16 protein-coding genes and 1 pseudogene are annotated in these 17,942 nt (G+C 61.0%); 5 read left to right on the top strand and 12 right to left on the bottom strand.

What is annotated here, in order from left to right; all coding sequences use genetic code 11:
- The 9 genes and pseudogenes from JK199_RS10615 to secA all read right to left on the bottom strand — a co-directional run.
- Positions 1 to 343: pseudogene (locus JK199_RS10615) on the bottom strand (energy transducer TonB); the annotation flags it as partial.
- Positions 344 to 380: 37 nt separating this feature from the next.
- Positions 381 to 812, bottom strand: a complete 432-nt coding sequence (gene tolR, locus JK199_RS10610) for a protein TolR (protein ID WP_025827084.1) — start codon at positions 810 to 812, stop codon at positions 381 to 383.
- Between the two features lie 3 nt (positions 813 to 815).
- Entirely contained in the window at positions 816 to 1,535 is a 720-nt protein-coding gene (tolQ, locus tag JK199_RS10605) for a protein TolQ (RefSeq protein WP_025827086.1), read from the bottom strand.
- A 118-nt stretch (positions 1,536 to 1,653) separates the two neighbouring features.
- Positions 1,654 to 2,067 carry a tol-pal system-associated acyl-CoA thioesterase gene (gene ybgC / locus JK199_RS10600; RefSeq protein WP_025827088.1) on the bottom strand — a complete coding sequence of 138 codons (414 nt, stop codon included), beginning with the start codon at positions 2,065 to 2,067 and terminating at the stop codon, positions 1,654 to 1,656.
- Positions 2,064 to 3,140, bottom strand: coding sequence for a Holliday junction branch migration DNA helicase RuvB (ruvB, locus tag JK199_RS10595; protein WP_212375742.1), 1,077 nt, complete (start codon positions 3,138 to 3,140; stop codon positions 2,064 to 2,066). Before ruvB ends, ybgC begins: the two co-directional genes overlap by 4 nt.
- Positions 3,137 to 3,745, bottom strand: coding sequence for a Holliday junction branch migration protein RuvA (gene ruvA, locus JK199_RS10590; RefSeq protein ID WP_212375739.1), 609 nt, complete (start codon positions 3,743 to 3,745; stop codon positions 3,137 to 3,139). Before ruvA ends, ruvB begins: the two co-directional genes overlap by 4 nt.
- On the bottom strand, positions 3,742 to 4,248 hold the full coding sequence (ruvC, locus tag JK199_RS10585; protein WP_025827090.1) for a crossover junction endodeoxyribonuclease RuvC: 507 nt from the start codon (positions 4,246 to 4,248) through the stop codon (positions 3,742 to 3,744). Before ruvC ends, ruvA begins: the two co-directional genes overlap by 4 nt.
- Before the next feature lie 2 nt (positions 4,249 to 4,250).
- Positions 4,251 to 5,000 (bottom strand): YebC/PmpR family DNA-binding transcriptional regulator, encoded by a 750-nt coding sequence (locus tag JK199_RS10580; protein WP_077930823.1) that lies wholly within the window; start codon positions 4,998 to 5,000, stop codon positions 4,251 to 4,253.
- A gap of 34 nt (positions 5,001 to 5,034) precedes the next feature.
- Positions 5,035 to 7,758, bottom strand: coding sequence for a preprotein translocase subunit SecA (gene secA / locus JK199_RS10575; protein ID WP_077930822.1), 2,724 nt, complete (start codon positions 7,756 to 7,758; stop codon positions 5,035 to 5,037).
- 236 nt (positions 7,759 to 7,994) lie between these two features.
- Between secA and JK199_RS10570 the strand changes: the two genes are divergently transcribed.
- The 5 genes from JK199_RS10570 (at position 7,995) to JK199_RS10550 (ending at position 14,425) form a co-directional block, all read left to right on the top strand.
- Positions 7,995 to 8,933: a peptidylprolyl isomerase gene (locus tag JK199_RS10570; RefSeq protein WP_086656307.1), complete on the top strand. Its 939-nt coding sequence runs from the start codon at positions 7,995 to 7,997 to the stop codon at positions 8,931 to 8,933.
- Between the two features lie 73 nt (positions 8,934 to 9,006).
- Positions 9,007 to 10,251 carry a bifunctional glutamate N-acetyltransferase/amino-acid acetyltransferase ArgJ gene (argJ, locus tag JK199_RS10565; RefSeq protein WP_212375735.1) on the top strand — a complete coding sequence of 415 codons (1,245 nt, stop codon included), beginning with the start codon at positions 9,007 to 9,009 and terminating at the stop codon, positions 10,249 to 10,251.
- Between the two features lie 23 nt (positions 10,252 to 10,274).
- Positions 10,275 to 10,916, top strand: coding sequence for an RDD family protein (locus tag JK199_RS10560; protein ID WP_212375731.1), 642 nt, complete (start codon positions 10,275 to 10,277; stop codon positions 10,914 to 10,916).
- Between the two features lie 139 nt (positions 10,917 to 11,055).
- The gene (locus JK199_RS10555) at positions 11,056 to 13,674 is read left to right on the top strand and encodes a mechanosensitive ion channel domain-containing protein (protein ID WP_212375728.1); all 2,619 of its coding nucleotides are present in this window, start codon (positions 11,056 to 11,058) and stop codon (positions 13,672 to 13,674) included.
- Positions 13,667 to 14,425 (top strand): 2OG-Fe dioxygenase family protein, encoded by a 759-nt coding sequence (locus JK199_RS10550; RefSeq protein WP_212375725.1) that lies wholly within the window; start codon positions 13,667 to 13,669, stop codon positions 14,423 to 14,425. The genes JK199_RS10555 and JK199_RS10550 overlap by 8 nt, the downstream gene beginning before the upstream one ends.
- Positions 14,426 to 14,490: 65 nt before the next feature.
- Here JK199_RS10550 and JK199_RS10545 read toward each other — a convergent pair whose 3' ends face one another.
- From JK199_RS10545 to nadA, 3 genes are all read right to left on the bottom strand, one after another.
- Complete coding sequence (locus JK199_RS10545) at positions 14,491 to 15,732, bottom strand: glycerate kinase type-2 family protein (RefSeq protein WP_244985080.1); 1,242 nt, start codon at positions 15,730 to 15,732, stop codon at positions 14,491 to 14,493.
- A 279-nt stretch (positions 15,733 to 16,011) separates the two neighbouring features.
- Positions 16,012 to 16,869, bottom strand: a complete 858-nt coding sequence (gene nadC / locus JK199_RS10540) for a carboxylating nicotinate-nucleotide diphosphorylase (RefSeq protein WP_212375718.1) — start codon at positions 16,867 to 16,869, stop codon at positions 16,012 to 16,014.
- A gap of 46 nt (positions 16,870 to 16,915) precedes the next feature.
- Complete coding sequence (nadA, locus tag JK199_RS10535; RefSeq protein WP_212375714.1) at positions 16,916 to 17,908, bottom strand: quinolinate synthase NadA; 993 nt, start codon at positions 17,906 to 17,908, stop codon at positions 16,916 to 16,918.
- Positions 17,909 to 17,942 lie beyond the last annotated feature (34 nt).

Below are 17,942 nucleotides of genomic sequence, written 5' to 3'. Positions count from 1 at the left end.
CCTCCGGCGCCGGCGGTGGGGGCACGGGCGGGGGCGGAGGGGGCGGCGGAGGCGCTTCCTCATTCGGGGCGGCCTTCGGCGGCTCCGGAGCAGGAGGGGCCTCATTCGGCACAGGGGCCGGAGCAGGTGCGGGCTTGGGGGAAGGCTGGCTGGCTTTGGCCGGAGATCCACCGGAATCTTCCGGGGCCTCAAACTGCATTTCCACCACCGGAGGGGGTTCTTCCTCCGGTTTAGGTGGCGGCAGAGAAATCAGCAGGGCCAGCAGGAACGCGATATGCGCTCCACCGGACAGATAGAGGCAACGCCTCAGCACAGTCTGTTCGGAACGGCGTGGCCGAACCATGAATTTTCTCCGCCTTCTCTGCGCTGGAGAGAATGAGTTAGTGGCCGCTGCTGGCGGGTTGTTGCGCCAGCAATGCCACATGAGTAAAGCCGCCTTCTGTCACCTGCCCCATAACCTGCATCACACGGCCATAATCAATATGGGCATCACCGCGCACAAAAATGCGGTGGGACGGGTCATTGTTGGAAGCAGCTTTAAGCTGGGCAACAAGCTGTTCGGGCGAGACCTCGGAATCTCCCAGATACAGGCTGCCATCCGCGCGAATGGACACGGTGATGGGCTTTGTATCCGAATTGACAGGCTTGGCGTCTGTCTTGGGCAGATCCACGTTTACGCCGCTGGTCAGCATGGGGGATGTGACCATGAAGATAATCAGCAGAACCAGCATGACATCCACCATCGGCGTCACGTTGATCTCGGCCATCGGGCGCCTGCGGCGGCGCCCGCTCCCTCCGGACGGCATGCCCATGGTTCAGGCCCTTTCTTCGGACTGGCGGGACAGAATGGCCGCAAACTCGGTGCCAAAGCCCTCCAGCCGGTCCTGAAACAGGTCCAGACTGTTGCTGATCACGTTATAGGCCACATAAGACGGCACAGCCGTCAGCAGGCCAATAGCGGTTGCAAACAGCGCTTCAGAAATACCGGGGGCCACAACGCTCAGATTGGTGTTGTGCATGGCGGCAATGGCGCTGAAGGAGTGCATGATGCCCCAGACGGTACCAAACAGACCCACAAACGGGGCTACCGGGCCAACTGTTGCCAGAAACACCACCCAGCGGCGCAGACGGTCCATTTCCCGCGTGACCGTAATGCCAATGGCGCGGTCCACACGTTCCTTCACGCCACCGCGCACCAGATCCACACCGGGGATACGGGCAGACCGGCGCCATTCCCCCATGGCAGCGCCAAAAACGGCGGCCAGCGGATGCACCGGCTTGGCGCCATCGCTCTCGTACAGATCATCCAGACTGCCGCCGGACCAGAAGCGGTCCTCAAAGGCGGAGGCCTGTTTGTTGATCCGCCGCAGCGTCACAATTTTATCAAAAATAATGGCCCAGACCATCACACTACAGAACACCAGTCCAAGCATGACCAGTTTGACCATCAGCGAGGCATTCATAAACAAGCCCCACACCGACAGGTCTCCCGCCGCTGCTACGCCGAGATTTGCCGCGTCAACCGCACGATCCAAAAACGCCTCCTGCCTCTAGCACCCGTCCCGGGTCACCTGCCTGCGACTCGGGCTTTGCTCCACGCATCCCGGTCGTGCCGTTTTTTACTGTCTTCCGCGCAAAAGCAGAAGAGGCCGTCTAGACCTCAGCCGCAAGTCCTCGCAAAAGATCACGCCATAATGGCGGGAATCGGGCAGGACGACCATCTTCTGCCCGCACGCAGGCCAGTCTGACATCCACACGGGCACAAAAAACGTCCCCACGCGTAAAAATCTGCTCCAGACGGCAGCTTGCCGCCCCTTCTTCCAGCAGGCGGGTGGTGATGGTCACCACATCATCCAGCCGGAGCGGCACGCGGTAGTTCAGGGTTGCGTCATGCACCACAAACACCAGCCCGTAATCGCTCAGCAGGGAGGCCGCTGGCATCCCGAGGCTGCGGATGGCTTCCGTTCTGGCCCGCTCGGCAAACGCCAGATACCGGGCATGGTAAACAATGCCCCCGGCGTCCGTATCCTCATAATAAATGCGGAAATCTATGGCGTGTGTTGTCATGTGCCATCCTCTTCGTCAGGCAAAAGGTCCATCTGGGCGGAACGTGGCTCATCGGGTTGCGCAGGCGGCGTCAGCCCGAGGTGACGCCAGCCGCGTTCCCCCAGCACGCGCCCCCGGCTGGTACGCAGGACCAGCCCTTCCTGAATCAGATATGGCTCAATAACATCTTCCAGCGTATCCCGCGCTTCCGCCAGAGCGGCGGCGAGGGTTTCCACCCCTACCGGGCCGCCATGATGATACTCCGCAATACGCCGCAGATAGCGCCTGTCCATGGCGTCCAGCCCCAACGCGTCCACTTCCAGACGGCTCAGGGCGGCATCCGCCACGTCGCGGCTGACGGGCGCCCCGCCAGGAGCAATGACCGCCGCAAAATCCCGCACCCGGCGCAGCAGGCGGCCCGCAATACGGGGCGTGCCGCGTGAGCGGCGGGCAATTTCCTCAGCCCCCGCCTCGGTCAGATTAAAGCCGAGCTTCTCAGCTCCCCGCGCCACAATGGCCCGCAGTTCCTCCGGCGTGTAGAACACCAGCCGCAGCGGAATCCCAAACCGGTCCCGCAGAGGGGTGGCCAGCAGACCGGCGCGGGTTGTGGCCGCCACAAGGGTAAAGGGGGGCAGGTCAATCCGCACGGACCGCGCCGCCGGGCCTTCCCCAATAATCAGATCAAGCTGGAAATCCTCCATTGCCGGATAGAGAATTTCCTCAATGGCGGGCTGGAGACGGTGGATTTCATCAATAAACAGCACATCACGCGGCTGAAGATTGGTGAGAATGGCCGCAAGATCCCCCGCCCGCTGGATCACCGGCCCGGATGTGGCCCGAAACCCCACCCCCAGTTCACGCGAGACAATCTGCGCCAGCGTGGTTTTGCCCAGACCCGGCGGCCCGTGCAGCAGCACATGGTCCAGCGCCTCACCCCGCTGACGGGCTGCGGCGATAAAAATCGATAAGTTTTCCCGGCTGGCTTTCTGCCCGGTAAAATCGGCCAGCGTTTGCGGGCGGAGAGAGGCTTCCCCGCCATCCTCATCCCGTCGGGCGGCGTCAATTTCCCGCTCCGGGGTAAACGCCCCGCTCATCGGGCCAGAGCTTTCAGACTATCCCGCAGCACGGAATCCAGAGAGGCCTCAGGCCCCTGCTCATCCAGCAGCCGCCGGATCACAGGGGCGGCTTCCGAGCGACGGAAACCCAGCCCCGCCAGCGCCAGCAGCGCATCGGCCTCAATCCCGCCACCGGGTGTGGCACTGGCAGGCACCACAATCCCCCCGCCACCACCGGGCATTTTGCCCGCCCGGTCCCGCAGTTCCGTCAGAATACGTTCTGCCAGACGGCCACCCACACCGGGCGCGCGGGTCAGCGTCGCTTTGTCGGATGTTGTCAGGGCTGCGACCAGTTCCCCCGGTGAGAGAGTGGACAACATACCCAGCGCCACTTTTGCGCCCACACCCTGCACGCTTGTCAGCAGGCGGAACCATTCGCGTTCCGCGCTTTCCGCAAAGCCGTAGAGCAGAATAGCATCTTCCCGCACCACGGTTTCAATCAGAACGCGGGCTTTTTCAGGCGGGTTTGGCAAAGCGGCCAGCGTGCGGGTAGATGCCGCCACCAGATAACCGACGCCGTTCACGTCGATCACGCAGCTCCCCAGCTCCATCTGAATGACCAGTCCGCTCAGAAACGCAATCATGCCATTCTTACCCCGGCTGCAATATGGCGGGCACTGGCCCGGTGGTGTGCATGGCAAATCGCAATTGCCAGTGCATCTGACGCATCGGCCCGTGCCACCTTAACCCCCGGCAGGAGGCGGCGCACCATCATTTCAACCTGATCCTTATCGGCAGAGCCGGTGCCAACAACAGCTTTCTTGACCGCCAGCGCGCCATATTCCGCAACATGCAGCCCGGCAAGAGCCGGGGCCAGCAAGGCAACGCCACGGGCATAACCCAGCTTGAGCGTCGCTGTGCCGTTGCGGTTGACGTACGTCTCCTCCACTGCGGCTTCCGCCGGGCTGAGACGATCAATCAGGAGTGTGAGATTTTCATGCAGGACTTTCAGCCGGTCTGGCACGCTGTCCGCACTGTTGGTTGCAATCACGCCGTTTTCAACGTGACGCAACCGGTTGCCCTCAACATCAATCACACCCCAGCCTGTAAAGCGCAGGCCGGGGTCAATGCCGAGCAGGCGTACCACTGTCAGGCTGACAGCTTTTCGGCAAGCTCGTCGGACAGATCAAAGTTGGCATAGACGTTCTGCACGTCGTCATGATCTTCCAGCACGTCCAGCAGCTTGAACAGGGTGCGGGCCTTTTCTTCATCAAGGCTGACCGTGTTTTCCGGGCGCCAGTCCAGCTTGGCGCTTTCCGGCTCGCCAAAGCGGGTTTCCAGAGAATCCCGCACCGTGAAGAAGGCTTCCACCTCGCAGGTGATTTCATGCGCTGTCTCGGTAGAGACCGCATTTTCCGCCCCGGCTTCAATCGCGGCTTCCAGCATATCGTCTTCAGACGCTACGGAAAGCGGATACGTGATCACACCAAGACGACGGAACATGAAGGACACGGAATTGGTTTCCCCCAGAGACCCGCCATACTTGGAGAAAGCGGCCCGCACGTCAGACGCGGTGCGGTTGCGGTTGTCGGTCAGACCTTCCACAATTACCGCAACGCCAGCCGGGCCGTAGCCTTCATACCGCACTTCAATATAGTCATCACCCGCCGCAGCGCCGGAGGCCTTTTTGATGGCGCGGTCAATGGTGTCCTTGGGCATGTTGACATCACGGGCCGCCGTCATGGCGGACCGCAGGCGCGGGTTGGCGGCCGGGTCAGGCAGGCCGGAGCGTGCGGCAACCGTCAGTTCGCGGATAATCTTGGCAAACTGCTTGGCCCGCTTGGCGTCCTGCGCGCCTTTGCGATGCATAATGTTCTTAAATTGGGAATGACCCGCCATCTTCTCTTACCCTGTCCGTCGGCCCCGGCGCGTCTTAAACCAGACGGCCGTGGCAATGCTTGTATTTATTCCCTGACCCGCACGGGCACGGTGCGTTGCGCGGTGTTTCCCCCCAGCTTGAAGGGTCATCCGGCATAATGGCGCTTCCCCCGATGGGTGTTGCCATTTCCGGTGCGGCTCCGGGGGAAAGACCGGGGCCGGGTTCAGATGCAAAGCCCGGAATTTCCGGGCTGGCATGGATTTCAGCCGTGTTGGCAAACGGGTCCACTGTTTCCTGCGGGGCCACTTCAACCCGCGCCATCAGAGAGACAACGCGCTCACGCATTTCTTCCAGCATGATGGTAAAGAGCTGGAAGGCCTCATGCTTATATTCGTTCAGCGGGTCTTTCTGGCCATAAGCCCGCAGGCCAATCCCCTGACGCAACTGGTCCAGCGCATGCAGATGCTCTTTCCAGACGCCATCATAGGTGGTCATCAGCACCTGTTTTTCAATAAAGCGCATCAGATCCGGGCCAAGGTTGGCAGCACGGGCAGCCTGCGCCTGTGTGGCGGCCTGACTGATCCGGTTGGCCACTTCCTCAGCGTCCATCCCGTCTTCTTTCGCCCAGTCCGCAATCGGCAGATCCAGCGCCAGAGACTCCTGAACAGCCTTGGTCAGTCCTTCAACATTCCACTGTTCAGCAAAGGATTTTTCGGGGATATGGCGGGCCACCATGGCGTCCACCACATCTTCCCGCGCTTCATTCACAATACCGGAGACATCTTCCGTCGCCATGTATTCCCGGCGCTGCGCGTAAACTTCCTTGCGCTGGTCATTCATCACGTCATCATATTTGAGCGTGTTTTTGCGCATGTCGAAGTTGCGGGCTTCAACCTTTTTCTGCGCCCGCTCCAGTGCCTTGCTCAGCCAGGGGTGCACAATGGCTTCCCCTTCCTTCATGCCCATTTTCTGGAACATGCCGCCCATACGGTCAGACCCGAAAATCCGCATCAGGTCATCTTGCAGGGAGATAAAGAAGTGGGAGTTGCCGGGGTCACCCTGACGCCCCGCACGACCGCGCAGCTGGTTATCGATCCGGCGGCTTTCATGCCGCTCGGTGCCAATCACAAACAGGCCGCCCGCAGCTTTGACAATATCATGGTCGCGCGCCACACGGTCCCGGATGGCCTGCTCGGCGGCATCCCGTTCCGGCCCCTCTTCCACGCCGCCCAGTTCCTGCGCGATCAGCATTTCCACGTTGCCGCCCAGCTTAATGTCCGTCCCACGGCCTGCCATGTTGGTGGCAATGGTAATGGCGCCGGGGGAACCGGCCTGTGCTACAATCTTCGCTTCCATTTCATGGAAACGGGCGTTCAGCACATTGTGGGGGATGCCTTCCTGCTTCAGCAGGTCAGACAGCGCCTCACTTTTTTCAATGGACGTGGTGCCCACCAGAATAGGCTGGCCGCGCTCATGCACCGTGTTGATCAGCTTGACGACCGCCGCGAATTTCTCGGCTTCCGTCAGATAGATTTCGTCGTCTTCGTCCTTACGGGCCACCGGGCGGTTGGTGGGAATTTCCACCACATCCAGCTTGTAGATTTCCGCAAATTCATCGGCTTCGGTCATGGCCGTGCCGGTCATGCCGGAGAGTTTGGGGTAAAGCCGGAAGAAATTCTGGAAGGTGATGGAGGCGAGGGTCTGGTTTTCCTGCTGAACCTCGACATGCTCCTTGGCTTCCAGCGCCTGATGCAGACCATCGGAATAGCGGCGGCCATCCATCATACGGCCGGTGAATTCGTCAATAATAACGACTTTCCCGCCCCGCACGATGTAGTCCACATCCCGTGAGAACAGCGTATGCGCCCGCAGGGACTGCTGCACGTGATGCACCACAGCCACATGATGCAGGTCATACAGCCCGCCTTCATCCAGCACGCCTGCGGTGCGCAGCAGGTCTTCCACCTTATCGGACCCGACATCCGTCAGCACAACGCTGCGGAACTTCTCGTCCTTGTCAAAGGTCGCAGGGTCCTGCACCAGCTGCACGACCACTTCATCCACAGAGCGGTAGAGATCAGAACTGTCTTCCGCCGGACCGGAGATGATCAGCGGAGTCCGGGCCTCGTCAATCAGGATGGAGTCCACTTCATCCACAATGGCGTGGTAGAAGGGGCGCTGGACCATCTCTTCCAGGCGATATTTCATGTTATCGCGCAGGTAATCGAAGCCGAATTCGTTATTGGTGCCGTAGGTGATATCAGCGGCGTAGGCTTCCCGCCGGGCTTCATCAGGCATGTTGGGCACGATGGTGCCGGTGGTCAGGCCCAGAAAATGATACAGTCGCCCCATCTCGGCGGCGTCACGCGCTGCGAGATAATCATTCACCGTCACCACATGCACGCCTTTCCCGGCGAGCGCGCTGAGATAGACGGCCAGGGTTGCGACCAGTGTCTTCCCCTCACCCGTGCGCATTTCGGCAATCCTGCCGGAATGCATCACCATGCCGCCAATAAGCTGCACATCAAAGTGGCGCATGCCCAGCACACGGCGGGCCGCCTCCCGCGTGACCGCAAAGGCCTCGGGCAGAAGGTCATCCAGCGTGGCACCTTTGGCCAGCCTTTCCCGGAATTCCACGGTTTTGGCGGCCAGAGCAGCGTCATCCAGCGCCTGCATCCGGGGTTCCAGGGCGTTGATTTCCGGCACGCGGCGCTGGAACATCTTGAGCGTCCGGTCATTGGCTGTGCCGAACAGGGCGCGGACGAAGCTTGCGAGCATGAAGACCTTTCCGGAACAATGCGTGCTCTCTCCTGCCTTCACTCCGGAACCAGACCGGCGAAAACATGAGCAGAACATCAGCATGGAGTGGCTCGGCTGCAAAATAGGACCCGGACCCGCTCCGGTCAACCAATCAGCCTTGTTTCTTCCGTTCGGGGTGGTCAGAGGGCTTGCAGGGCAGAATAGGCTCCTTCATAGATGATTGAGCAATTTTCCTTTGTTTAGGGTTTGTCCACATGCGTTTTTCCACCAAGGCCTCAGCTCTTGCAGCCACGGCCCTGATTGCCTCAGCCGTTCTTTCTGCACCCTCTTTTGCTGCTCCGGCTCCCGCAGCAGCTCCGGCACCGCAGGCCGCAGCCCCCGCAGCGCCCCCGGCAGACCCGAAGGCAGTTGTCGCGACAGTCAACGGTGAGAAAATCACGGTTGCGGACGTGCAGGACGCGGTTGGCAACATGCCCGACCAGATGCGCCAGCTCCCCCCCAACGTCATCTACCCGATGCTGATCAACCAGCTGGCGGACCAGAAAGCCATCCAGATTGCCGCCCACAAGGATGGTCTGGAAAAATCTCCTGACGTGAAAAAAGCCATGGATGCCGCTGCCACCAACGCGCTGCAGAACGCCTGGCTCTCCCGCGAGGTGATGCCGCACCTGACCGACGCTGAAGTGCAGGCTTATTACCAGCAGAACTACGCTGGCAAACCGGCTGAGCAGGAAGTGCACGCCCGCCATATTCTGGTGAAAACGGAAGCCGAAGCGCAGGACGTCATCAAGAAGCTCAAGGCGGGTGAAGACTTCGCCAAGCTGGCCGCTCAGGTCTCCACCGATACCGGAAGCGCCAAGCAGAATGGCGGGGATCTCGGCTGGTTCAAAAAAGGTGACATGATCCCGGCGTTCTCTGATGCCGCATTCGCCATGAAGAAGGGTGAAATCAGCAGCACCCCGGTCAAGAGCCAGTATGGCTTCCACGTCATTCAGGTTCTGGACACCCGCACGGACCCGATCCCGTCTCTGGATTCCGTCAAGGGCAAGATCCGTCAGGCTCTGATCCAGAAATACGTGCGTGACGCCGTTGCCAAGGCAACCGCCGGTGTGAAAATCGTGCGCTTTGACCCCACCACAGGCAAGCCGCTGCCGGATGCCCCCGCACCCGCAGCAGCCCCTGCAAAAAAATAATTTCTACGTCTGACTGACCAGCCCCCGCCAGCCTGTGCTGGCGGGGTTTGCCGCTTCCAAGGACTTCCGCGTTATGGCGCACGCTCTTCCCGTCTCCCCCCTCGCTCTGCCTCTTCCGGAACTGAAGGAGGTGCGCGGGGTGCGTCTTGGCGCGGCGGAAGCCGGTATTCGTTATAAACGCCGGACTGACCTCGTTCTGGCCGAATTTGTACCCGGCACCACGGTAGCCGGTGTTTTTACACGCTCCAAATGCCCCGGTGCCCCGGTTGACTGGTGCCGCGATATCCTCCCCACGGGGGAAGCCCGCGCCCTTGTGGTCAATGCCGGGAACGCCAACGTCTTCACCGGCCGGGCAGGGCGTGAAACCTGTAAAGCCACAGCCGAGGCCACGGCTCTGCTGGCGGGCTGCACCCCGCAGGCCGTCTATCTGGCCTCCACCGGCGTCATTGGGGAAATCCTGCCGCATGAGCGCATGACGGCGGCCCTCCCGGCCCTGCATGAGGCTCTGTCCGCTACCGGGTGGGAAGCCGCGGCCCGTGGTATCATGACCACGGACACCTTCCCCAAAGCGGCCGTCCGCACCGCAAAACTCAACGGCACGGATGTTCTTATTCAGGGCATTGCCAAAGGCAGCGGCATGGTCGCACCGGACATGGCCACCATGCTGGCTTTTGTTGCGACCGATGCCGCCCTCCCGGCCCCTGTGCTACAGGCCCTGCTCTCTCAGGGTGTTAAGACGACCTTCAATTGCATCACGGTTGATTCGGACACTTCCACCTCGGATATGGTGCTGCTGTTTGCCACCGGCGCCGCCGGGAATGATGAATTATCCGCCAGCACACAGGCCAATGCTGAAGCCCTGACGGACTTCCGCGAGGCTCTGCAGGGCGTGCTGCATGATCTGGCCCAGCTTGTGATCCGGGACGGAGAAGGCGCCACCAAGCTCATGACCATCAGCGTGAGCGGTGCCGTCTCGGACGACTCCGCATGGCGCGTCGCTATGGCGATCGGGAACTCCCCGCTGGTAAAAACCGCCGTCGCGGGGGAAGACGCCAACTGGGGCCGCATTGTCATGGCCGTTGGTAAATGTGGGGAACCTGCGGACCGGGACACGCTCTCCGTTTCCATCGGCGGCGTCTGCATTGCGCGTGACGGCACGGTTGTGCCCGGCTATGATGAAACACCGGTTGTCGCCCACATGAAGGGCCATGAGATCGACATCGCTGTGGATCTTGGCCTTGGGAACGGCACCGCCCGTGCGTGGAGCTGTGACCTGACCCACGGTTACATCGATATCAACGGATCCTACCGGAGCTGATTACGCTTTAAGGAACAGAGCTGATGTCCTCTTCCGCTTTTCCTCCCGGCTGGGGGCAACCATCCGGCACACAGGCCGGGGCTAGCTTTGCCACAGCGGGGGATGGCCGCCCTGTCTGGATTTATGCCGGGTTCTGGTGGCGCGTCTGGGCGTTCCTGATTGACAGCATCATTCTCACAACCGTGGATACCGTGCTGGGCTATTTCATCCTGCCGGACTTCAGGGTGAAGTGGGAGGAACTGCCTGTTCCGGACAGCACCGGCCAGACGGTCGATGTGGTGGATATCGCGCAGCGCGTGCAGCCCGACACCATTTCCGTCCTGATCCCGCATATTCAGGTCGGCAACTGGCACCTGCCGGGCCTGCTGATGGCGCTGGTGCCCGCGCTGTATTTCATCCTGTTTGAATCCTCCCGCTTCCGCGCCACACCGGGCAAGCGGCTCTGCCAGCTTGAAGTCACCACGCTTCAGGGTGACCGGATCTCTATTGGTCGGGCGACTGTGCGTTTCCTGATCAAGGCGCTTATTTCCTTCCCCATCCTCCATATTGGTGTGCTGATGGTGGCCTTTACGCGCCACAAGCAGGGACTGCATGACCTGATTGCCGGAACGCTGGTCCTGCGTGCGGAAAACAGCCAGATCGTCACGTTCGACCGCCGGATGTAAGCTCCCCGTCTGGCGGCCAGCCCGTCTGCTCCGGGTGCCTCTTGATGCTGCCAGATTTGCCCCTTACCCTTCATTTTACGCATGGGGCCGTACTGTGCCCCTTTCCTGATCGATATTTTCAACAAGGATACGGCACGTTATGGCGGCAGAGAGCCTGCACCAGAGCACGACCCGAGCCTCCACGGCTTCTCCCCTTTTCTCCCCGGTCAGATTTGCCCTCGGGCTCTGCTTTATCTGTCTTCTGGTGTTCGGGATTGCGCCCCGGCTGACCAGTCAGGCTCTGGCGGCGGAAACCGCTGCTGCCCCCGCCGCCACGCCAGCGCCCTCCCCGGCCGGCACGCTCAGCCGTCAGGATGCGGAGCAGCTCCTCAGCGTTCTGAATGACCCAAAGAAGCGGCAGGATTTTACCAATACCCTGACGCTGATGGCCAAAGGGCTCCCCGTTGCGCAGCCCGCCGCGCCAGCCGCCAAAAAAGATACCCCGACCGCGGTGATTGATAGTGATGTCCATTCTGAACTGGACAGCCTGACAAGCTCCCTGCACGGCTACACGCAGAACTTTACCGCTCTGTTCAAGGACCTCAGATCCGTCGGGTTCTGGTTCCATCAGCAGATCAGCAATCCGCAGTCCCGTCAGACGCTGATTGATGCCTTCAGTCGTGCTCTGATCATCATGCTGGTCGCGCTCGCGCTGGAGCGCGTCTCCAGCATGCTGCTCAAAAAGCCGCTGAATGCCGTCACGGCCCATGCGGAAGCGCGTGAGCGGAAGCAGGATGCCGCCGTTGCGGTGGAAAATGTGCAGGCTGCCACCTCCACCCCGGATGGGGACAACACCAAGACCCGTGCGGATGACCAGCGGCGACGCAATGAGGTCATGCGCTACCTCATCCGTGTGCCCTACAATATCCTGCATTTCCTGCTCAAACTTCTGCCCGTGGCCGTCTTTTTCGGGCTGGGCTATCTGGGGGCGGAATTCCTGACCACCACCCAGCAGGCCAGCATCGTCACCATCACGCTGACCAATGCGTATGTCATTGCCCGCTGCCTGTATCTGCTGGTGGAAACGGCTCTGGCCCCACGCTCTCCCGCTATCCGTCTGGCCCCCGCCAGAGATGAAACAGCCCGGATGCTCACCCGCTGGTGGAACGTGCTGGTTGCAGCGCCCTCACTGGTGATCTGCCTGTCCACGCTGGGCAGCGAGTTCAATATGGCCCCCCGCGGCACGGAAGCCATGCTGCGCGCCGTGGTGCTCATCCAGCATCTGCTGATTGCCGCCTTTATCTGGCGTGTGCGCCATATTGTAGCCAATGCGCTCCAGCCGTCTGATGCCATGCGCAAAAAAGCTTTCTGGGCCTTTGTGGGCACGCTGGCGCGCTTCTGGTGGATTCCGGTGCTGTTTCTGGATATCGCGCTGTGGTTTGTCTGGGCGGCGCATCTCAAGGGCGGGTATCAGTGGATTCTGCGCGGCACGGGCATGACCTTTGCCTTTCTGGTGCTCTCCCGGCTGGTGGCCGTGCTGGCTTACGGCATGCAGGACCGTCTGTTCCGCGTCAGTGAGGCCGTAGAAGCCGAATATCCCGGCCTCCAGAAACGGGCGGACTACTATTATCCGTTTGTGCGCCGTGCACTGACCATTGTGATCGCGTTCATGACGTGTGTGATCATCACGCAGAGCTGGGGCCTGCCGAGCTTCCAGTTCTTCTTCCACTCGCCCCTTGGCTCCCGGCTTGTCGGCGCAGCACTCAGTCTGGCTATCGGGGCTACGATTGCGGCTCTGGCCTGGGAAGTGATCAATGGCCTGCTGAACAAGCAGATTGACCGCTATACGTCCTCCTCTCAGGCCTCCCGCGCAACACGTCTGCGCACGGTGCTGCCCATTATCCGCACTGTGCTGCTGGCCATAATCATCATCGTGGTGTCCGTCACCACGCTCTCACAGATTGGTATTAACGTGACCCCGCTGCTGACCGGTGCCGGGATTATGGGTGTTGGTCTGTCCTTTGGTTCACAAAGTCTGGTGAAGGACGTTATCACCGGGTTCTTCATGCTGGCGGAAGATGCCATTCAGGTGGGGGACTGGGTCACCACGGGCGGCGTGTCCGGCACGGTGGAACATCTGTCCATCCGCACGCTGCGGGTGCGCTCCATTGACGGGGACCTGCACATCATCCCCTTCTCCTCCGTGACCTCCATTGCCAATACGGGCCGCGGCTTTAACCAGATTATCGTCAAGCAGGTGCTGGATCTGAGCGAGGATTCCGTCAAGGTTGCCAAGCTGATGGCCAGCGTTGTGGCCCAGATGCGCAAAGAGGACGCCTTCAGCCACATGATCTTCTCGGACTATGCGGATCTGGGGGTTGATAAAACGGACAGCAACGGCGCGGTGCTGGTCGGGGCTATCAAGACCGCACCGATGATGAAGTGGAAGGTGCAGCGCGAGTTCTACCGCCGTCTGGCCAACCTGATGGTGGATGCTGGCGTGAAGTTCTACACACCAACCTCCTATTACACCACGCCGCCGGGCAACAGCATGCATCTTGCTGTGGATGACGTGCCGGATGCGCTGGTGCCCGCCGCAGCCCATGCCCCGCAACCCAGACCCGGCACAACACAGCCTGTGCCTCAGCCAGCCTCCCAGCCCTCCGCTGCGGATGCACAGGCGATTGAAGCCGCAGAAAAATCTGACGCAGGCCTGCAAAAGCCTGAAGATGAAAGCTCCCCGGCTGCTGCTTTTGGAGAAGGTCCGCCCCATGCCTGACACCCTTCCGCACGCCCTCCCGCCAGCAGCCTTAAAACCGCTGGAAGCCCTTGAAGCGCCGCTCGGCCAGAACGGCTTTGCCTATGAGCAGGCTGTGGCCGTGCGCCCGCTTCTGGAACAGTTCGGGATGGAACGATGGGAGGAGTTTGCGGAAAGCTGGAACCATCTGGGGGTAGACCGCTATATGGCGGATGGTGGCCGCTACCGCCGCCGCCGCCATGCGACTTTTACGCTGACGGAAGAGCAGATCCTCCGCAAACCCCACCAGCCGCATTATCAGAGCCGCGATTACAACACGCTCAATGGCGGGATTGAACGCTGGTTTAAAGCCATTACCCCCGCCATGGGCGAGCACCCGGCGCTGCAGGCCATCCTGCGCCTGACGCAGCATATTGCGGATGATCTCACCCCGCAGGACCAGCGCCCCGTGGCATGGCATGCGGAAGTGCATCAGTTCCGGATTGAGGCCAGCCCGGATTCAGCCGGTCGCCCTACACCGGAAGGGCTGCACCGGGACGGGGTGGACTGGGTGTGCGTCATGATGGTGCGCCGGGAAAACATTGCGCGTGGTGAGACCACAATCCATGACCTCAACCGCCAGACAGTCGGCAGCTTTACCCTGACGGACCCGATGGACACCGCACTGGTGAATGACAGCCGGGTGTATCACGGCGTGACCCCCGTCCAGCCGGTCGACCCCGGCCGCCCGGCCTACCGGGATGTGCTGGTTGTGACCCTCCGGCACGAATAATTCCGGACGGACGGACGGGCGGCCCGCCCGCCCCACCCCGGCCAGAGCCAGAGCCAGAGCCAGACTTACAGAACCAGAACCAGACGAATGTCGTTGACATTCGTCAGCGTCGGGCCGGTCATCACGAGGTCATCCAGCTCTTTAAAATAGCTGTAGCTGTCGTGCCGTTTGAGAAAATCTTCGGCACTCAGGCCCATAGCGGCACCACGGGCGAGTGTGTGGGGGCCGATCAGGGCCCCGGCGGCATCTTCCGTACCGTCGATACCATCACTATCCCCCGCCAGCGCCCAGATCCCCGGTTCTCCGGCCAGACTCTGCGCGCAGGCCAGCAGAAATTCCGTATTACGGCCCCCCTTGCCCGGTTTTTCACCGGACCGGATGGTAACCGTAGTCTCCCCACCACTGAGCAGTACAGCCGGAGCCGCCACGGGCTGACCGTGCTGCCGGACGGAGCGCGCCATACCGGAGAACAGAATTCCGGCAGAACTGCTTTCCCCTTCCAGCGCATCCCCCAGAATAATGGGTGTAACCCCTGCCCGGCGCGCAACGTCTGCCGCGGCTTCCAGCGCGAAGAACGGGGTTGCGATCATCGTCAGGCTGTTGCCCTCAGCAACCGGCGGGAGGGCCTGACGGTCTGCCCCGGCCTCACGCTGGAGCAGGGCCTGCGCAGCAGGCGGCAAAGTGATGTCATATTTGCGGATAATCCGCAGCGCATCCTCCGCCGTTGTTTCATCCTGCACGGTCGGGCCGCTGGCAATCACCGCCGGATCATCCCCCGGAACATCGCTGATCACGAGGGTTGCCACCCGCGCGGGATAGGCGGCCTGCGCCAGACGGCCACCTTTAATGGCCGAGAGGTGTCGGCGCACGGTATTCATTTCCGTAATGGTCGCGCCGGAATGGAGGAGCGTGCGGGCAATCTGCTTTTTTTCATCCAGCGTGATGCCCTCAGCAGGCAGAGCCAGCAGGGCCGACCCGCCGCCGGAAATCAGCGCGATGACAAGATCATCCGCCCCCAGCCCTTTGACGGTGTTCAGAATATCCCGCGCGGCCTGCTCACTCCGTTCATCCGGCACAGGATGGGAGGCCTCCAGAACGCGGATGGACCGCGTGGGCATGGCATGTCCGTCGCGCGTGACCACCACCCCTTCCAGCGGCACATCCGGCCATGCGACTTCCAGTGCTGCGGCCATGGAGGCCGCCGCCTTGCCAGCGCCCACCACAATGCAGCGCCCTTCAGGCTTTTCCGGCAAAAACCGTGCCAGAACCTCAAACGGGCTGGCACTCGCCACCGCAGCATCAAACATCTCACGCAGGAAAACCCGCACACGGGAGTCCGACCAGTCTTCCGCCGGGCAGGATGATGCAGGGGTTAAGGACTCAGACATAAAAGGCGGCCTCTCGTTTCTCAGGCATCATCCCATGATGTTCCGGCACGGACACGCATGGGATCAGGATTACGCAGTGTAAACCAACGCGAAACCTGCCCCAAGGGTGTCAGAAAGGGCAGAGAGACAGGAGGCTCCGAGCATCATTTTTTTGTGAAACTGTCCGGATTTTCAGGGGGTCTTCTTTTCAGACAGTCTTCAGAGACTCTTTTCAAAATCCAGACCGAAATCGAGCGCCTTGACGGAATGGGTCAGCCAGCCAACGGATAAAAGATCGACCCCGGCCTGCGCAATGGCCGCGGCGGTTTGCGGGGTAATACCACCCGAGGCTTCCGTCAGCAGGCGGCCGTTGATCATCTCCACGCAGGTGCGCAGCACCGGCACCGGCATGTTGTCCAGCAGCACAGCATCCACCGGCTCACCGGCCAGAACCTCCTGCAACTGCTCGGGCGTATCGACCTCAACTTCAATTTTCACCATATGACCCGCCGCCTTGCGCGCGCGCGCCACGGCCTCATGCACGCTGCCTACCAGCGCGATATGATTGTCCTTGATCAGAATAGCATCATCCAGCCCCATCCGGTGGCTGATGCCTCCGCCTGCCCGCACCGCATATTTTTGCACCGCCCGCAGGCCGGGCAGTGTTTTACGGGTGCAGCACAGCCGGGCTTTTGTGCCCGCCATACTGGCCACAATCGCCGCTGTGGCGGTGGCAATACCGCTCAGATGTGAGAGAAAATTCAGCCCCACGCGCTCGCCCGTCAGGATGGAGCGGGCAGACCCTTCCACCACGGCCACCACATCGCCCGCTTCCAGATGCGTGCCGTCCATCTTCAGGCGCTCAAACAGCAAAGACGGGTCCATCAGATGAAAAGACAGTCTGGCCAGATCCAGCCCGGCCAGAACACCCTTTTCCCGGCAGCGCATGGAAACCCGGACCCGTTCCGTACCTTTCAGCACTGCATTTGTCGTCAGATCCCCTCCGCGACCCAGATCTTCCAGCAATCCGGCCCGCACCAGCGGTTCCAGCATGATATCGGGCAGAGCAGGCAGCATGATGTTCTCGTTCTCTGTTTTTAAAAAAGCAGGCGGAAGACTGTCCTCAGACAGCCAGCATCCGCTCGATCGACAGGCGGGCACGGTCCGCTACACTGGCATCCACCGTGACTTCCACCTCCCTCTGTTCCAGTGACTTCCGGATGGCCGCGAGGGTGATGTGCTTCATGTGCGGGCACAGGTTGCACGGGCGGACAAACTCGACCTCCGGATGGTCCACCGCCAGATTGTCGCTCATGGAACATTCCGTCACCAGCAGCACACGCCCGGCCTGACCGAACGCCACAAAGTCTGACATTCCAGCGGTTGAGCCGGAAAAATCGGCTTCCGCCACCACCTCCGGCGGACATTCCGGGTGCGCCAGCACAACAAGGCCGGGATACGCGGCCCGCCATGCGCGGATTTCTTCCGGCGTAAAGCGCTCATGCACCTCACAATGGCCTTTCCATGTGATGATTTTTACCCCGGTTTCCTTCGCAACATTCTGCGCCAGAAATTCATCCGGGATCATGATCACTTCATCCACACCCAGACTTTCAATCACCTTGCGGGCATTGCCGGATGTGCAGCAGATATCGCTCTCAGCTTTGACATCGGCCGACGTGTTGACATACGTTACCACCGGCACGCCCGGATAACGCGCACGCAGGAGCCGGACATCCGCCGCTGTGATGGAGTCCGCCAGAGAGCACCCGGCCTCAACAGAGGGCAGAAGCACCGTTCTGGAAGGGTTCAGCAATTTGGCGGTTTCCGCCATAAAGGCGACGCCCGCCATGACAATCACATCAGCTTCCACCTCCTGCGCCTTACGCGCCAGAGCAAGGGAATCTCCGGTGACATCCGCCACACAATGGAAGATTTCCGGCGTCTGGTAATTATGCGCCAGAATCACCGCGTTATGCTTTTCCTTGAGCGCCAGAATAGCCGCGATATCTTCAGAAAAGGCAGGCCACTCCATGGCCGGAATAACATGGCTTACCCGTGGGTACAGGCTGTCGGCCTGTTCTTGCCAGAATGACGTCTGAGAGGAGGCGGTCATTATGCAGGATCCGTCTGAACAGAAAGAAACAGGA

Origin of the sequence: Acetobacter persici, assembly GCF_018256955.1 — a bacterium.
Lineage (GTDB): Bacteria > Pseudomonadota > Alphaproteobacteria > Acetobacterales > Acetobacteraceae > Acetobacter > Acetobacter persici.
Note: the sequence above shows the minus strand (reverse complement) of the source record. Positions and strands in the feature narration are given on the sequence as shown.

Bases quoted from the DNA above. Each gene is read 5' to 3' on its own strand.
- JK199_RS10560 (WP_212375731.1), top strand. From the start codon at position 10,275: ATGTCCTCTTCCGCTTTTCCTCCCGGCTGGGGGCAACCATCCGGCACA.
- JK199_RS10550 (WP_212375725.1), top strand. From the start codon at position 13,667: ATGCCTGACACCCTTCCGCACGCCCTCCCGCCAGCAGCCTTAAAACCG.
- nadA (WP_212375714.1), bottom strand. From the start codon at position 17,908: ATGACCGCCTCCTCTCAGACGTCATTCTGGCAAGAACAGGCCGACAGC.
- tolR (WP_025827084.1), bottom strand. From the start codon at position 812: ATGGGCATGCCGTCCGGAGGGAGCGGGCGCCGCCGCAGGCGCCCGATG.
- nadC (WP_212375718.1), bottom strand. From the start codon at position 16,869: ATGCTGCCTGCTCTGCCCGATATCATGCTGGAACCGCTGGTGCGGGCC.
- argJ (WP_212375735.1), top strand. From the start codon at position 9,007: ATGGCGCACGCTCTTCCCGTCTCCCCCCTCGCTCTGCCTCTTCCGGAA.
- JK199_RS10580 (WP_077930823.1), bottom strand. From the start codon at position 5,000: ATGGCGGGTCATTCCCAATTTAAGAACATTATGCATCGCAAAGGCGCG.
- JK199_RS10545 (WP_244985080.1), bottom strand. From the start codon at position 15,732: ATGTTTGATGCTGCGGTGGCGAGTGCCAGCCCGTTTGAGGTTCTGGCA.
- secA (WP_077930822.1), bottom strand. From the start codon at position 7,758: ATGCTCGCAAGCTTCGTCCGCGCCCTGTTCGGCACAGCCAATGACCGG.
- JK199_RS10570 (WP_086656307.1), top strand. From the start codon at position 7,995: ATGCGTTTTTCCACCAAGGCCTCAGCTCTTGCAGCCACGGCCCTGATT.
- ruvA (WP_212375739.1), bottom strand. From the start codon at position 3,745: ATGATTGCGTTTCTGAGCGGACTGGTCATTCAGATGGAGCTGGGGAGC.
- ruvB (WP_212375742.1), bottom strand. From the start codon at position 3,140: ATGAGCGGGGCGTTTACCCCGGAGCGGGAAATTGACGCCGCCCGACGG.
- ybgC (WP_025827088.1), bottom strand. From the start codon at position 2,067: ATGACAACACACGCCATAGATTTCCGCATTTATTATGAGGATACGGAC.
- JK199_RS10555 (WP_212375728.1), top strand. From the start codon at position 11,056: ATGGCGGCAGAGAGCCTGCACCAGAGCACGACCCGAGCCTCCACGGCT.